This is a genomic window from Nocardia brasiliensis ATCC 700358 (assembly GCF_000250675.2).
GTDB classification, from domain to species: Bacteria; Actinomycetota; Actinomycetes; order Mycobacteriales; family Mycobacteriaceae; genus Nocardia; species Nocardia brasiliensis_B.
The window spans coordinates 235646-251746 of record NC_018681.1; the positions used below are offsets into that span (position 1 = coordinate 235646).

Genomic DNA, 16101 nt, shown 5'->3' on the forward strand with positions numbered 1-16101 from the left:
CCGCCACCATTACCTGGTGATCGTTTGTCCAGCAGCTACTTCCAGTCCGGCAGGGTCGGCAGTTCGCCGGTCAGCTCGTCGCCGGCGGAGCGGCCGAGCAGCCAGGCGGCCAGCGCGGCGGCAGTGCCGGTGACGGTGCTCGACACAGTGCCGGTGCCGACCAAGCCGACGAAGTCGGTGTCGGTGGAGCGGATCTCGAAGGTGGGCGTGGGTGTGGTCGCCGCGGCGGTGAGCCGGTTCATGTCGACCGTGGCCTGCGCCAGAATGCGCGCGACGAACGATGCGGGCCAATCGGCGGGCGAGAACCCGGCATTGAGGTCGACGTGGTGAATCTCCACCTCTTGCAGGCGCATCCAGCGCACCTCGGTGGCCGGAATCGGACGGCCTTGCCGGGTACGGACTTCCGCGTGCCAGGCCCCCTCGGTCAGTGAATTCGCTACCGCCGCCCAGCGTTTCGCCGCGGCCTCGTTGTCGGCGAGCTGTGCGTCCAGCGGTCGCGGCGCGCCGGCCTCGATATCGAAGTCGCGCAGGAACATGCTGGCGTACTGCGGGATCTCCACCCCGGTGTGCGCCCACAGCAGCAGGTTGAGCACGCTGTCGGCATTGCGGGCGAGATGGGCGAGCACATGGCCGCGGGTCCAGCCGGGCAGCAGCGACGGACCGGTCAGGTCGTCGTCGCTCAGCTTGCGGATGGTGTCGAGGAGACGGTCGGTCGCCTCGGCGAGTACGTCGAGTGGAACTGGGGATCGCTCAGCGTCGCTGGTCACAGTTGCGACCCTAGCGACCGCGCTCGCGCCCCGCCGAAGAACAACGACGGGCCGCGCTCGGCTACCCGCCGATGATCGCGTCCGCTTCGATCTCGACCAGCAGTGCGGGTGTGATCAGCGCGCTGATCTCGTACATCGAGGTGGCGGGGCGGATCTCGCCGAACACCTCGGCGTGCACCTTGCCGACCTCGGCCCAGCGGGAGATATCGGTGACGAAGATGCGGGTGCGCACCACATCGGACAGGCTCGCCCCGGCCTCGGTGAGGGCGGTGGCGATGCGGCGCAGCACCTCGCGCGTCTGTTCGCCGATATCGTCGCCGCCGACCGCGGTGCCGCCGGTGACCGAGGCCGTGGTGCCACTCACCGCGACGGTGTCGCCGATCCGGACGGCGCGGCTGTAGCCGACGAGATCTTCGAATTCGGAGCCGGAGGCGATGTTCACGCGAGCAGTCATGGCGACAGCATCGCACGGTGCGATCGGCACGGTCACCGGCTTTTTCCGGGGTTAGCCGAGCGGAAACCGGCACCGAGTTGTCACCCGCACGTCGTCCAGATTTCGGATCGGCGCGGTAGGCATTCCGGGTGAAAGATCGATCTCGTCCTCGCGTCACCGCCGTTGCCGTCCTCTGTGCCGGTGTGCTGGCCGCAAGCTGCTCCAGTTCCGACGGCGGAGTGGATTTCACCGCCACCGCCGGGCAGCCGCTGGTGATCTCGCTGGATGACCTGCTCGCCAAGACGGGCGGCAGTGCCGCCGTCGGACTCGCCGACCCGGCGCACGGCACACTGAGCCGTCGCGTCGACGGTGCGCTCGTGTACACGCCGAACCCCGGCTACACCGGCGACGACACGTTCGAGGTGACCACCACGGACGCGGTTCGCCTGTACACCACCGACATTCCGGCGCTCGGCGAGTTCGGCGGAACGACGGTGCAGGGCAGCGGGTTCGGCTCGGCGTGGACGCCGGTACCGGGCAGCACGGACGAGTTCTACGGACTGACCGACCGGGGGCCGAATGTGGACGGTCCCGGCAAGAACGAGAAACTCTCGCCGACACCGGCTTTCGTGCCGAAGATCGGCCGATTCAAGTTGGTGGGCACCCGTGCGGTGCTGCAATCCACGATCGAGCTGCACACCAAGGCCGGCGTCCCGTTCAACGGTCAGGTCGATGTGGCCGCGAGCACCGGCGAGACGATCAAGGATCTCGCCGGAAACGTCTTGCCGCCCACCGATCACGGCCTCGATCCGGAAGGTTTGGTCGCCCTGCCCGACGGCACCTTCTGGGTGTCCGACGAATACGGCCCGTTCCTGGTGCATTTCGATGCCAAGGGCGCTGAGATCGAACGCCTCGCCCCGGGTGCCGGGCTGCCCAAGGAACTTTCGCTGCGCACGCCGAACCAGGGCATGGAGGGCCTGACGGTCACCCCCGACGGCAGCACCCTCGTCGGCCTGATGCAGAGCGCGCTCAACACCCCCGGCCTCAGTGGCTCCGCGAAAGACGTTCCGCTGACCCGCATCGTCACCGTCGACCTGAAGACGAAGGCGCTGAAGGAATTCGTGGTCCCGCTGGAGAACCCGAAGAGCACCAAGGTCGCCGACTCGGAGATCACCGCACTCAGTGCCACCACGTTCCTGATCGATGAGCGCGACGGGAATCTGGCGCCCAAGGGGGACAAGAAGCTGTGGACGGTCGACATCGCCGCCGCGACCGATGTCGGTCCGGACGCGAAAGTGCCCGGCGCGCAGTATGACCCGGAACGCGGCTTGCAGGTCGACGGCAAATCGCTGGAGGCGCTGGTCGGTTCGGTCACCACCGCGGAGGGCGTCGCGGCGCTCACCAAGGTCGGAATCACGCCGGCGGCCAAGCCGAAGAATCTCGATCTAGGCGCCCTGGTGAAAGAACTCGACGCGAACGGAAAGTTCTTCGGCCACGACAAGATCGAGGGCGTCGCCACCACGGACGGTGGCAAGACGCTCTACATCGCCAACGACAGCGACTTCGGCCTGGCCGCGAGCACCGGCGAGCAGCCGCCCTTCGGGCTGAAGCCGAAGACGCTGCCGAACGGCGTGCAGGACAGCGGGGAGATTCTCTTCGTCGACACCACCAAGCTGCCGGCGAAGACCGGTACACACACGGTCAAGGTGACGGTGAAGTAGCTCCGTCGGGGTCCGGGTCGGTCCTTTCCCGGCCCTCCAAGATCACCGCGGCGGCCAGCGTGATCAGCCACAGTGACATCGAGCTGACCTGGATGCGCTGAGCGATGCCCAGGGCATAGTTGCCAGGCAAGTTGTCGGCAACCAGCATCCACACGGTGGCCGCCGATCCGAGCACGAGAACAACGAGGCCGAACTCGCGCAGGATCCGCCAGCGGTGGTAGCGGAAAGCGGCCAAGCTGAACGCGAACGTGGCGATCGCGATCGACGTCACCGCGATGGTGCTGGACAGCGCATGCGGCTGGTGCAGCTGCGGGAACAACTCGCTGCCGCCACCGCCGCACGTGGTGTCGCCCTTCGCGCAGTCGCGCAAGGGCAGCAGCACATCGGCAATGGTGGCGGCGCCGAAACAGAACAGGGCGACCCAGCCCACCGTGGTGAGCCGGCGCCGCGGGAACAGCAGCAGACCGCCGATCGCGGCGGGGATCAGCAGTGCGCCCACGATCTTGTCGGCGGTCGCGAACACCTGCCGGTAGGGCTTGCCTTCGGCGTCCAGTTCGCTGAGGAACGAGTTGACCGGGTCGATATCGAGCTTCAGGAAGAACTCGAGCACCCAGGACGAATAGCAGAGTCCCGCGATCAGGATGGCCGCCGCGATCACCAAGGACGCCACCCGCACGCGCCGTTCGGCGATCTTCCGGCTACCAGTCACGGAACCATTCTCCTGCCTGCCGCTGGACCGACGACCAACGGTAGGCCAGCGTGTCTCGGCTGTCACACGGCTTTGCCAAGCGATACACAGGCTCTTGTCAGGTTCGGTGGCCACTCTGGGCAGGGAAGCGTTCCCAAGGAGGTTCCCATGATCGGCTACGCAACAGCCGCCGCCGCCCTCGCGGTGATGTCCGTAATGGTGGCGTCGAGCTACGTGGCCGCCCACGCCCCCCGCACCCTCGTCCGCGTCCGCAACCGCTGACCTCCAGGGCCCGGCTCGCCCTGTCGGCAACCCTCGCTCACCCCGCCGCGTCGCCCTCGCTCGCCCCGCCGCGTCGCTTGCCGACCCGCCGCTACGTGGCGTGACGGCCTGCCGGGGTGCTGAGCGACCAAGATCAGGGGGAACTGGTGGCGGCATCGCCCAAGAAGCCACGGCCACCAGTTCCCCCTGATCTTGAAGGGTCCTGGAGCTACGGCGCTGAGCTTCGCGCCCGTCACCCTGCGCCCGTCACCCTCGACCAGCACCGGGGTTAGCATCTGCGGCCTTGCGGCCTTGCGGCCTTGCGATTGCGGCGGCCTCGTGTACTCGACCCGCCGCCCAGGATGCGGCGTGTGGCGTCCACCGTTGGAGGTGCGTCGCGCGGCGTTCAGCTGCGCAGGGCCGCTTGGACCCGGTCTGCGGCGGCGACCGCGTCCTCGTGTTCCCACACGCGGATGACCTGCCAGCCCGCTTCGGTCAGCGCTGTGTCCGTCGCGCGATCGCGCGCTACGTTCCCGGCCAGCTTCGCGGCCCACCACTCGCCGTTGTTGCGGGGATCGGTGGCGTGCTGCGGGCACCGATGCCAGAAACAGCCGTCGACGTAGACCGCTACGCGCAGGCGTGGGAACACCAGGTCGGCTCGCCGCCGCTGCCCGCGGATCGGCGCGCGATCGACGAAGTACCGCAGCCCCCGCCGATGTAATTCCTTGCGCAGCGCCAATTCCGGCTTGGTCCCGCTCCGCCGCTGCCGCGCCATCCGCGCACTCGTCGCCGCATCCGTAGTCGGACGCCCCGCGCGCACCGATTCGCGCCCCGCGCGCGTGTCAGTCGGCGTTTCCCCGCGCGGCGTGCGATTTCCCGCGCGCGGCGGTTCGTTGTCCGCCTCAGAGGTAGCACGCGCGCGTTTCGCGCCGCTCCCGCTGCCGACGTGAGCGGCGGCCCTTGCTTGTTCGCGTGGTTCGCCGTGGTCCGCGGGCTTGGGGATGGCGTCTGGGTGTGGATCATCCGCCGGGGGAGTGCTGGGCGCCCGCTGGGTGCGCCTGTCAGCCGGGCTCATGCGGCCCAGCCGCCCATGCGGTGGAGGTGGCTTTCTACGTCGTCGAGGAAGCCCGGGGGGAAGCGGAGGCTGCCCATGGTGGTGCGGCGGAGGAAGCCGGCGGTGGCGCGGGCGGAGAGCAGGCGCGAGTCTGTGAGGTAGTTCCGCAGGTCTTCGTAAGGCTCGTGCACTGGCCAGGTGGAGACCGGCACGCGGTAGGCGACGCCGTTGTGTCCCCAGGCCGCGGCGGGCCACGGCGTTCCGGGTGGCAGCGGCTGATCGCCCGGGATGGGGTCCAGCGGTGCGCTGAGCCGCGAACCCACCCAGTCGGCCATCCGGACGCTCACCGCGTTGCCGACCAGCTTCCACCGATGTCCTTTGCGCACCCCGGGCACGTCCGCGGCGGGCGCGGTCCATTCGGGGTCGAAGCCTTGCAGCCGTTCCACATCCACCAGTCCGGGTGTGACGATCTCGCCGGAGGGCAGCCGCACGGCGGGCGGGCTGGCGATCCCCAGCGCCGAGCCGCCCTTCAGCGTCGGCACCGCGTTCACCGCCCAGCCCAGGCCACGCACCCCTTCGGTCCAGTAGAAACCGCACGGGTCGTGGTCGGCATCGCCGACGATGCGTGGGCCGGCGTCGTCGCCGAACAGCACCCCGCGGGGGTCCTCGGTGCGCGAGGCGAGCATCAGCACCCGCTGACGCCGCTGTGGCAGGCCGAACGCCCGCGCGTCCACCACCCGGTAGGCCCAGGTGTAGCCGAGCTCCTCCAACGCCGCCGTGATGTGCCGCATCGCCGCGCCCCGGCCGAGTTGCAGCATGAACGGCACGTTCTCGATCAACAGCCAGCGCGGCCCGCGTTTGCGCCGCACCAACCGGAACACCTCGTCCACCAGACCGGAGCGTTTTCCGGTGATGCCCGCGGTGCGGCCGGCCTGGGACAGGTCCTGGCAGGGAAACCCCGCGGCGACGAGTTCGGTGCCCGCGGGAATCGCACGCAGCGTGGTGATGTCGGAATGCAGTGGCACGTCGGGGAACCGCGCGGCCAGCACGCCTTGCGCGCCGGCGTCGATCTCGCACAGCAGCTCGGTCTGCCAGCCGTTGTGCCCGAGACCGAGCTCGAGCCCGCCGATCCCGGCGAACAGCCCGACCATCCGCGCGCCCGTCACCGACCGTCCTTCCTCGCCTCGGTGGCCGGGTCGCGCCGACCTCGCGCCCCGTGCCCGGGGTAGCAGGTTACTCGAGTTGCCCGGCGCCGTCCGCGAGCAACGCGATCACGGGCAGCGGACAGCGCGGGTGCGGGTGCGCCTGGTACGGTCCGCGTGTCAGCAAGATGATCGGTCTGCTGCTCCTCGATAATGCTCATCGGCCGATCACATGCGGCCCTGATGACGGCTCGGCGGGCGTTTCTGCCTGCGTTCATGCGTGCTCCGCGCGGATGCCGCCCCGGTTTCTCCGGCGCGTCCGCGGACGAAATGCCATTGCTCCACCAGGTTTTCGGCTCGACAGATTTCTTAGTCGTCACGCTAGGGAAAGTGAGCGAACATGCAGGTACCTTCGAAAAACAGGAGCTTTCCCAACGTGGTCGTCACCAGCCTGGCGGCCACCACGTCGATCGCCGGTGACGTCGATTCGACCTGGAAAGGCCTGCTCAACGGGGAGAGCGGCATCGATGTCCTGGAGGACACCTTCATCGACCAGTTCGAGCTGCCGGTGCGCATCGGCGGGCATCTGAAGGTTTCGCCCTCGGACTGCCTCACCCGCAACGAGGTGCGCAACCTGTCCTACGTGGAGCAGATGGCGACCGTGCTGTGCCGCGAGGTGTGGCGCAACGCGGGCAGCCCCGAGGTGGACAAGGACCGGCTCGGCGTGTCCATCGGTACCGGCATCGGCGGCAGCGAATACCTGGTCGGGGCCAGGGACCGGCTGGAACACGGTGGCTACCGCAAGGTTTCGCCGCTGACCATCCAGCGGATCATGCCGAACGGCTCGGCGGCCTGCGTTGGCGTGGAACTCGGTGCGCGGGCGGGTGTGGTGACGCCGGTGTCGGCGTGTTCCTCCGGCTCCGAGGCGATCGCGAACGCCTGGCAGATGATCGTCATGGGCGACGCGGACATGGTGGTCACCGGTGGTGTGGAGGGTTCGATCCAGGCGGTGCCGATCGCGGCGTTCACCATGATGCGCGCGATGAGCACCCGCAACGACGCCCCGAAGAACGCCTCGCGCCCGTTCGACAAGGACCGCGACGGGTTCGTGTTCGGTGAGGCCGGCGCGATGATGGTGATCGAGACCGAGGAGCACGCGAAGGCGCGCGGCGCGACGATCCACGCGCGCATCATGGGCGCGGGCATCACCTCCGACGCGTTCCATCTGGTCGCGCCCGAACTCGAGGGCAAGGGCGCCGCCCGCGCGATGACCAAGGCGATCGAGAAGGCCGGACTGTCCAAGCGCGACATCACGCACGTGAACGCGCACGCCACCGCGACCCCGATCGGCGACACCGCCGAGGCGAAGGCCATCGCGGCCGCGGTCGGCGATCACACCTCGGTGTACGCGCCCAAGTCGGCGCTGGGGCATTCGATCGGTGCGGTCGGCGCGCTCGAATCGGTGCTCACCGTGCTGTCCATTCGCGACGGGATCGTGCCGCCCACACTGAATTTGGACAATCAGGACCCGGAAATCGACCTCGACGTCGTCAAAGGCCAAGCCAGGACCGGGCGGATCGATTACGCCGTGAACAACTCCTTCGGTTTCGGAGGACACAACGTGGCGATCGCCTTCGGGCGGTACTGAGCGCCGGAAGGCGGCGCACCTGCTAGCCTTCCCGACGCTTCGTTATCGACCTGTGTTCGGTGTAACTGCACGGCCTGAGTGCGTGCTTTGGCAAAAGGATAAGGCGATGATCGACGAGACTTTCGACGACTATTTGGATGACCAGGGCAATATCAAGATCCGCGGTGACAAGACCCTCATCGACTTCGTCGACAAACACAGTGCGGAGAACGGCGACGACCTCGCTTACCGCTATATCGACTATTCGCGGGAACGCGACGGTGAGTACCACGAGCTGACCTGGCGGCAGTTCGGCGTCCGTTTGCGGGCCGTCGCGGCACGCTTGCAGCAGGTGACCGAGCCGGGCGACCGGGTGGCGATTCTGGCGCCGCAGGGACTCGACTATGTCGTGTCCATCTTCGCGGCCGTCTACGCGGGCAATATCGCGGTGCCGCTGTTCGATCCGGAGGAGCAGGGGCATACCGATCGGCTCACCGCGGTGCTCGGCGACTGCACGCCCGCGGCGATTCTCACGGTGGGCTCCGCGGCCGGGGGTGTGCGGAACTTCTTCCGGCATCTGCCCGCCCCGCAGCGGCCGCGCATCATTGCGGTGGAAGCGATTCCGGACAGCGTCGGCGCGACCTGGGTGCGGCCGGATATCAATATCGACAGCGTGGCGTATCTGCAATACACCTCCGGTTCCACCAGAACGCCTGCGGGCGTGGAGATCACGCACCGCGCGGTGGGCACCAACCTGCTGCAGATGATCGACGCCATCGGCGTCACCGAGAATTCCCGCGGCGTCACCTGGCTGCCGCTGTTCCACGATATGGGCCTGCTCTGCGTGATCCTGCCGACGGTGGGCGGCGGATTCATCACCATCATGTCGCCGAGCGCGTTCGTCCGGCGGCCGTACCGCTGGATCAAAGAACTGGCCGCCGCCTCGGACGGCGCCGGAACCTTCGCCGCCGCACCGAATTTCGCGTTCGAACATGCGGCGGCCCGCGGCAAGCCGAAGCCCGGCGAGGAACTCGACCTGTCGAATGTGATCGGCCTGATCAACGGCAGTGAGCCGGTTTCGGTGTCGTCGATGAAGAAATTCAACGAGGCGTTCGCCCCGTACGGGCTGCCGAAGACGACGATCAAACCCTGCTACGGCATGGCGGAAGCGACGCTGTTCGTCTCGGCGACGAAGGCCCAGGACGAGGCGCGGGTCGTCTATGTCGATCGCGCGCAACTGAATTCGGGCCGGATGGTCGAGGTCGAGGAGGGCGCGGAGAACTCGATCGCGCAGGTCTCCTGCGGTTATGTCGCGCTGTCGCAGTGGGCCACGATCGTCGATCCGAGCACCGGGGTCGAGCGGGCCGACGGCGAGGTCGGCGAGATCTGGCTGCACGGCGAGAACATGGGCATCGGCTACTGGGGGCGTCCGGAGGAGACGGCCGCCACGTTCCGCGCCAAGCTGACCGCCCGGCTGCCCGAGGGCAGCCACGCGATCGGTACCGCCGAGGACGCGAACTGGATGCGCACCGGCGACTACGGCGCCTATCTCGACGGCGAGCTCTACATCACCGGCCGGGTCAAGGATCTGGTGATCGTCGACGGCCGCAACCACTACCCGCAGGATCTCGAGTTCTCCGCGCAGGAGTCCAGTACCGCGCTGCGACCGGGTTTCGTCGCCGCGTTCTCGGTGCCGGCCAACGAACTGCCCGCGCTGGTCTTCGACAAGAACAGCCACTCCGGGCTCCGGTTCGACGCCGACGACACCTCCGAGCAACTGGTCATCGTCGCCGAACGCAACACCGGCGCGGGCAAACTCGAAACCCAGCCGGTCGCCGATGTCGTGCGCGCGGCCGTCTCGCAGCGGCACGGCGTCACGGTGCGGGACGTGCTGCTCGTGCCCGCGGGTTCCATCCCGCGCACGTCGAGCGGCAAGATCGCGCGGCGCGCCTGCCGCGCCGCGTATTTGGACGGCACATTGCGCGGCGGATACCAGCAGCAGGCGTTCCCGGACGCACCGCAGGAGCGCGAGGCCGAAAGCGCGGGCGTCCGCTAACCCGCCTGCACACCCCGACCGGCCGGGCCGCTGTCCACCACGGACAGCGGCCCGGCCGGTTTTCTTGACCTCGAGGTTACTTCGGGTTGTTGACTGGGTTCATGACGGCGACGAAATGCGCGGCAGGGGTGATATCCAGCACGAACGTCGACGTGCGGGGATCGGCCGGCGCGGAAAATCGGTTGGCGGATGTGGATGTTGATGCCACCCTGGATTGTCGGACCCCGATGCGATCATCAGCGGGCGTCCCGTCTCTTTCCATCGCCAGCCACAGACCTCTAGGGGGAGCTATGTCAGTCGCACTGGACGTCGCGACAGCCGATCCGGAGGCCGACAGACCGCAGCGGCCCGCGGCGTCGCCGCCGGGCCGCCTGGATTCGCTGCGGCGGTTCTGGCCGTATGTGCGCCCGCATCGGCGCGCGCTGCTCGGCGCGACCGTGCTCGCGATCCTCTCGTCGCTGACCGCGATCGCCATCCCACTGGTGATCGCGCGGATCGTCGACGGCCCGATCGCCAGGAAGGATTTCGGCGGGGCCCTGTGGCCCGCGCTGCTCGTGCTCGTGCTCGGCCTGCTGGACGCCGCGGGAGTGTGGGGACGGCGCTGGCTGGTCGCGAAGCCGGCCACCGAGTTCGAGATCACCATGCGCGCCAAGATCTTCCGCAAGTTGCAGACGCTGGCGATCGGACGGCACGACGCGTGGGAGTCGGGTCAGCTGCTGTCCCGCGCGGTCGACGACATGGCCACCATGCGCCGGTTCGTCGCGTTCGCCGGTCCGTTCCTGATCCTGCACATGGTGCTGATCCCGGTCGGCCTGCTCGCCCTGCTGTGGCTGAACTGGCAGATCGGCCTGCTGTTCCTGATCATCTCGATTCCATTGACCTACATCGCCGTTCGGTTCGAGCGGGAGTACGCCAAGGCGTCGCGCCGCTCGCAGGACCAGGCGGGCGACTTGGCGACCACCGCCGAGGAATCCGCGCAGGGCGTGCGGGTGCTCAAGGCGTTCGGCCGCGGTGCGTTCTTCGGTGGCCGGTTCCGCGCGCAGTCGCGCGAGTTGCAGCGGACCGAGCTGTACAAGGTCCGGCTGGACGCCCGGTTGTGGTCGGCCATGACCGGCATGCCGCAGCTGGCCATCGTGTTCGCGCTCGGTTTCGGCGCCTGGTCGGTGGTACAGGGCACGATGACGCTCGGCACCCTCGTCGCGGGCATCACGCTGGCGAATTTCCTGCAGTGGCCGATCATCTGGACCGGCTTCCTGCTCGCCGAGTGGAACGACGCGCGCACCGCGGGTGACCGCTACTGGGAGATCATCGATACCCCGGTGGACATCACCGACCCGGCCGATCCGGTCGAGTTGCCCGCACAGATCGTCGGCGAACTGCGTTTGGACGGGGTGAAATTCACCTTCCCCGACGCAGAAGCAGAAGTGCTGCAAGACGTTTCGCTCAAGATTCGGCCGGGTGAGACGGTCGCGCTGGTCGGCGCGACCGGCAGCGGCAAGACCGCGCTGCTCAATCTGATCCCGCGGCTCTACGACGTCACCGGCGGCGCGATCACCATCGACGGCATCGACATCGCGGACATGCGGCTGGCCGACCTGCGGTCGCTGGTCTCGGTGGCGTTCGAGGAGCCGGTGCTGTTCTCGGCGAGCGTGCGGGAGAACGTCGCGCTGGGCGACCCGTCGGCCACCGACGCCGACGTGCGTCGCGCGCTCGACGTCGCCCAGGCGAGCGAGTTCGTGGACGAACTGCCCTGGGGCCTGGACACCAGGATCGGCGAGCAGGGCCTGAGCCTGTCCGGCGGTCAGCGCCAGCGGCTCGCGCTGGCCCGCGCCGTGCTGAGCGGGGCGGGTGCGCTCGCGGGCGTTGGCAAAGCTGATGGTGCGCACAGCGAGACGGCAGGAGGCGGAGCCGACGGGGTGGGTGGGCACCGCCCGAGCCGGATCATGGTGCTCGACGACCCGCTGTCCGCGCTGGACGTGGAGACCGAGGAGCGGGTGCAGGAGCGGCTGCGCACGGTGCTGGCCGGCGCGACCACCCTGCTCGTCGCGCACCGGCCTTCGACGGCGGCGCTGGCCGACCGGGTCGCGGTGCTCGCGGAGGGCCGGATCGTCGCCGAGGGCACCCATGACCAACTGCTGCGCAGCAGCAGCCGATATCGCGAACTGATGGGAGGTGAGCAGCAATGAGTACGGACACTGTCACGTCGAAAAACATGGCACCGGAAGCGGATTCGTCCGTGAACCCGGACACGCGGGACGAGGCCGCCGACTGGCGCGGCATCGCGAGCGAGGACAAGGAGGTCACCCAGGCCGGAAACCTGGTGCTGGCCGGTCGATCCCGGCGGCTGCTGCTCGACCTGATCCGGCCGTACCGCAAGCTGGCGGCGCTGGCGCTGGTGCTCATCGTGGTGGACAACGCCGCGATGGTTTCGGCGCCGCTGTTCGTCGCGCACGGCCTCGACACCGGCATCAGCGAAGGGCGCAAAGGCAACTGGACCCCGCTGGCCTGGACGGTCGGCGGGTATCTCGGCGCGGTCCTGCTCGGGGTCGCGACCACGTTCCTGTTCCTGCGCGTATCCGGCCGGCTGAGCCAGAGCGTGCTGTTCGACCTGCGAGTGCGTTCGTTCACGCATATGCAGCGGCTCAGCGTCGCCTTCCACGAGAAGTACACCTCCGGCAAGGTGGTCGCGCGGCTCACCGGCGACATCGAGACGCTGCAGGAACTGCTGGAGAGCGCGCTGAACCAGGCGCTCAGCGCGATCCTTTCGGTGCTCACCATCGCGGTGCTGCTGATCTACCTGGACCTGACGCTGGCCGCGATCGTGCTGATCGGCTTCGTGCCGCTCGTGCTCGTCACCCGTTGGGCCCAGCGCAGGCAGCGCGCCGGATACCGCCGGACCCGCGGTGCCATCGCGAAGGTGGTGGTGCAGTTCGTCGAGTCGATGGGCGGCATGCGCGCGGTGCAGACGTTCCGGCGCGAGCAGCGCAACGAGTCGGTGCTGGCGCACGAGGACGCCGAATTCCAGCGGGCGACCACCGCCGCCATGCGCGGCATGGGCGATTACGCGGGGCTCACCAGGGTGATCGGCAACATCACCCGGGTGATCATCATCGTGGTGGGCGCCTGGCTGGTGATCGAGGGCAACCTCGCGCTCGGCGTGCTCGCGGCATACCTGTTGTACCTCAACGAGTTCTACGGTCCGCTCGACGAACTCGCGCAGGTGTTCAACTCGTACCAGTCCGCCGCGGCGGCGCTGGAGAAGATCTCCGGCGTGCTCGAGGAAGAACCCTCGGTGCGCGAACCCGCCGAGCCGGTGTCGCTGACCAAGGCCACCGGCGCGGTCCGGCTGGATCGGGTGTCGTTCGGCTACGGCGAGCGCGAGGTGCTGCCGGAGTTCAGTCTCGAGATCCCCGCGGGACAGGTCGTCGCCCTGGTCGGTGCCACCGGCGCGGGCAAGTCGACCCTGGCCAAGCTGCTGACCCGGTTCTACGACCCGACCAGCGGCACGGTCACCCTCGACGGGATCGATCTGCACCGGATCACCGACACCGACCTGCGCCGCAATGTCGTGATGGTCACCCAGGAGTCCTATCTGTTCTCCGGTTCGGTGGCCGACAACATCCGGCTCGGCCGGCCCGACGCGTCCGACGCGGACGTGTTCGCGGCGGCCCGCGCGGTCGGACTGTACGAGTTCGTGCAGGCGTTGCCGGAGGGTTTCGACACCGATGTGCGCAAGCGGGGTGGTCGGCTGTCCGCGGGCCAGCGGCAGTTGGTCGCCTTCGCCCGGGTGTTCCTCGCCGACCCGGCGGTGATCGTGCTGGACGAAGCCACGTCCAGCCTCGACATCCCGGGCGAGCGACTCGTGCAGCGGGCACTGGAGACGGTGCTGCGCGACCGCACCGCGGTCATCATCGCGCACCGGTTGTCCACGGTGGCCATCGCCGACCGGGTGCTGGTGCTGGAATCGGGGCGTGTCGCCGAGGACGGCACCCCCGATGAGCTGATCGCGGGCACCGGCAAGTTCGCCAGCCTGCACGCGGCGTGGCGCGAGTCGCTGGTGTGATGCGGGCCCGGTGTGGTGCGGGCAACGGGCCGGCGTCGCTTACGGTAGAGATGTGACGATCCCAGCCTCCGAGAGCCAAGCCACCGGCAACGAGACGCCACCGGCCTCCCGCTGGCCGGCGATTCTCACCTGGCGCGCGCACAACGCGTCCCGGATGGAATCGGTGCGCGTGACCCTCAACGGCAACCGTATCCGCGCCGCCGGTCGCATGATCGGCGGCGCGTGCGACGACCACCCGGCCTTCAGCGCGTCCTACGACCTGGTGACCGACGAGAGCGGCGCCACCAAACGTCTCTCGCTGCGCACCACCACGGCCGCGGGCGAGCGGCACGCGTCCATCGCCCGGGACGAGGAGAACTACTGGCTGGTGGACGCGGGCGGCAGCCACGTCCGCTCCACCTTCGCGGGCGCGCTCGACGTGGACGTGGTGCTCAGCCCGTTCTTCAACACGCTGCCGATCCGGCGCTTCGACCTGCAGCACGCGGTGCACGATGTGCAGGTGCCGGTCGTCTATGTGCGGCTGCCGGACCTGCTCGTCCAGGAAGCCAGCCTGACCTACAGCGCGGCGGCCGACGGCATCAGCGTGCTGTCGCCGGTGTCCAGCGCGACCGTCACCGTCGATGCCGACGGTTTCCTGCTCGACTACCCGGGCCTGGCCGAACGCATCTGATAATTCGGGTTCCGGGAAATTCGATGCCGTCCTGGTCGCGGCACTAGTTCAGTCGCGTGATGACGCCGCCGCGTTGTCCCGCGTCGCGCAACTTCGCCAGCCAATTGTGGTCGCCGGGGTGGATATCGGTGATTTCCCAGCGTTGCGCGGTTTCGTAGCGTTGCCTGGCGTCGTGTCCCGCCTCGACCAGCTCGGCCAGGGAATTGTCGGCGCGCAGCGTGTCGCGGGCCGCGCCGAGCAGCGTGAGCGTTTCCTCGAGCACTTCGAGCAGGGCGCCGGAATTCGGTTCACAAATGGCGCGCACCAGATCGGGCGCGGTGCCCGCGACCCGGGTGCCGTCGCGGAAAGAACCGGCCGCCAGCCCCAGTGCGAGATCGCCGCCCGCCGCGCCGGCCACCGCCAGCGCCTCGGCCAGCACATGCGGCAGATGCGAGATCCTGGCCACCGCGCGGTCGTGCTCGTCGGCGACCACCGGGACGACGACCGCACCGCAGTCCAGGGCCAGCCGGGTCACCGTGGTCCACGGTTCGGCGCGCGTGCCCTCGTCCACGCCGACCGCCCATACGGCGTCCCGGAAGAGATCGGGATCGGTAGCGGCCCAGCCGGATTCGGCCGTGCCCGCCATCGGATGGCCGCCGACATAGCGGGCCGCCAGGCCTTCCTTGCGCACCGCCGCCGCGACCGGGCCTTTGACGCTCACCACGTCGGTCAGCGCACAGTGCGGCGCGAACGTCGCGACCGCGGAGAGCAGCGGCCCGACCGCGGGCATCGGCACCGCGAGAACCAGCAGCGCGTCGGCCTCGGCGGCCTTGGTGAGTGCGGCAGGCAGGTCTTCGGTGACATCGAATCCGTCCGCCCGCGCCGCGCCCGCGCCCCTCGCCGAACGGTTGAAACCCCAGGCGTCATAGCCGGCCGCGACCGCGGCACGCAGCAGAGAACCGCCGATCAAACCGGTTCCGAGGACACAAACGGAGGCTTTCGGGACAGCAGTCACCCCAACAGATTCGCATACGACTTCAACATTTCCGCTCGAGCAGACTACCGTTGCGGCCATGGCAGCACAGCGCTCGGGCACGAATAGGGCGACGTCGGACGATTACGACGACGTAGAAGGGTTCGCAGTGGCGGTTGTCCGCGAAGACGGCAAATGGCGGTGCAGTCCGCTGAGCCAGGCGGCACTCACCGATTTGTCCGCAGCGGAAAACGAACTGAAGGCTTTGCGCAGCTCGGGTGCGGTATTCGGCCTGCTCGACATCGACGACGAGTTCTTCATCGTGGTTCGCCCCGCGCCGAGCGGCACCAGGATGCTGGTATCGGACGCGACGGCCGCCATTGATTACGACATCGCCGCCGACGTGCTCGAAGCCCTGAACGTGGAAATCCCCGACATCGATCCCGACGAGCTCGACGACATCGAGCCGTGGGAGGAGGGCGACCTCGGCGTGCTCGCCGATCTGGGTCTGCCCGAACCGGTGCTGAGCGTCATCCTCGCCGAAACCGACCTCTACCCGGACGAGCAGCTCGGCATGATCGCTCAACGGCTCGGCTTCGCCGACGAACTCTCGGCGGTGCTGGACAAGCTGCCGCGCTGACGTGGCCGGGCAACCCTTCCCTTCCGA

At 68.6% G+C, this 16101-nt stretch carries 13 protein-coding genes; 7 read left to right on the forward strand and 6 right to left on the reverse strand.

Going from position 1 to position 16101, the window contains the following annotated elements:
- Positions 1-35: 35 nt before the first annotated feature.
- Positions 36-767, reverse strand: coding sequence for a maleylpyruvate isomerase family mycothiol-dependent enzyme (locus O3I_RS01020; RefSeq protein ID WP_014981028.1), 732 nt, complete (start codon positions 765-767; stop codon positions 36-38).
- 61 nt (positions 768-828) lie between these two features.
- Positions 829-1221: a RidA family protein gene (locus O3I_RS01025; protein WP_041563267.1), complete on the reverse strand. Its 393-nt coding sequence runs from the start codon at positions 1219-1221 to the stop codon at positions 829-831.
- A 128-nt stretch (positions 1222-1349) separates the two neighbouring features.
- Here O3I_RS01025 and O3I_RS01030 point away from each other — a divergent pair, with 128 nt between their 5' ends.
- Complete coding sequence (locus O3I_RS01030) at positions 1350-2921, forward strand: esterase-like activity of phytase family protein (protein ID WP_041562334.1); 1572 nt, start codon at positions 1350-1352, stop codon at positions 2919-2921.
- Here O3I_RS01030 and O3I_RS46175 read toward each other — a convergent pair.
- The 3 genes from O3I_RS46175 to O3I_RS01045 all read right to left on the reverse strand — a co-directional run bounded on the left by O3I_RS46175 (position 2902) and on the right by O3I_RS01045 (position 6075).
- Positions 2902-3630 carry a DUF998 domain-containing protein gene (locus tag O3I_RS46175; protein ID WP_014981031.1) on the reverse strand — a complete coding sequence of 243 codons (729 nt, stop codon included), beginning with the start codon at positions 3628-3630 and terminating at the stop codon, positions 2902-2904. The two genes, O3I_RS01030 and O3I_RS46175, sit on opposite strands and share 20 nt — an antisense overlap.
- 646 nt (positions 3631-4276) lie before the next feature.
- The gene (locus O3I_RS01040; protein ID WP_081593866.1) at positions 4277-4690 is read right to left on the reverse strand and encodes a very short patch repair endonuclease; all 414 of its coding nucleotides are present in this window, start codon (positions 4688-4690) and stop codon (positions 4277-4279) included.
- A gap of 251 nt (positions 4691-4941) precedes the next feature.
- Positions 4942-6075, reverse strand: a complete 1134-nt coding sequence (locus O3I_RS01045; RefSeq protein ID WP_171904446.1) for a DNA cytosine methyltransferase — start codon at positions 6073-6075, stop codon at positions 4942-4944.
- A 391-nt stretch (positions 6076-6466) separates the two neighbouring features.
- Here O3I_RS01045 and O3I_RS01050 point away from each other — a divergent pair, with 391 nt between their 5' ends.
- From O3I_RS01050 to O3I_RS01070, 5 genes are all read left to right on the forward strand, one after another.
- Entirely contained in the window at positions 6467-7714 is a 1248-nt protein-coding gene (locus tag O3I_RS01050) for a KasA/KasB family beta-ketoacyl-ACP synthase (protein ID WP_014981034.1), read from the forward strand.
- A gap of 106 nt (positions 7715-7820) precedes the next feature.
- Complete coding sequence (gene fadD32 / locus O3I_RS01055) at positions 7821-9749, forward strand: long-chain-fatty-acid--AMP ligase FadD32 (protein ID WP_014981035.1); 1929 nt, start codon at positions 7821-7823, stop codon at positions 9747-9749.
- Positions 9750-10039: 290 nt separating this feature from the next.
- Positions 10040-11935 (forward strand): ABC transporter ATP-binding protein, encoded by a 1896-nt coding sequence (locus O3I_RS01060; RefSeq protein ID WP_014981036.1) that lies wholly within the window; start codon positions 10040-10042, stop codon positions 11933-11935.
- A gap of 26 nt (positions 11936-11961) precedes the next feature.
- Entirely contained in the window at positions 11962-13812 is a 1851-nt protein-coding gene (locus O3I_RS01065) for an ABC transporter ATP-binding protein (protein WP_041562335.1), read from the forward strand.
- Between the two features lie 52 nt (positions 13813-13864).
- Positions 13865-14482 (forward strand): putative glycolipid-binding domain-containing protein, encoded by a 618-nt coding sequence (locus tag O3I_RS01070; RefSeq protein ID WP_014981038.1) that lies wholly within the window; start codon positions 13865-13867, stop codon positions 14480-14482.
- Between the two features lie 43 nt (positions 14483-14525).
- Here the strand turns inward: O3I_RS01070 and O3I_RS01075 are convergent, their stop codons facing one another.
- On the reverse strand, positions 14526-15536 hold the full coding sequence (locus O3I_RS01075; protein WP_081593867.1) for a prephenate dehydrogenase: 1011 nt from the start codon (positions 15534-15536) through the stop codon (positions 14526-14528).
- Between O3I_RS01075 and O3I_RS01080 the strand changes: the two genes are divergently transcribed.
- Positions 15535-16074 (forward strand): tRNA adenosine deaminase-associated protein, encoded by a 540-nt coding sequence (locus O3I_RS01080; protein WP_029894770.1) that lies wholly within the window; start codon positions 15535-15537, stop codon positions 16072-16074. The genes O3I_RS01075 and O3I_RS01080 overlap by 2 nt on opposite strands.
- Positions 16075-16101: the final 27 nt, after the last annotated feature.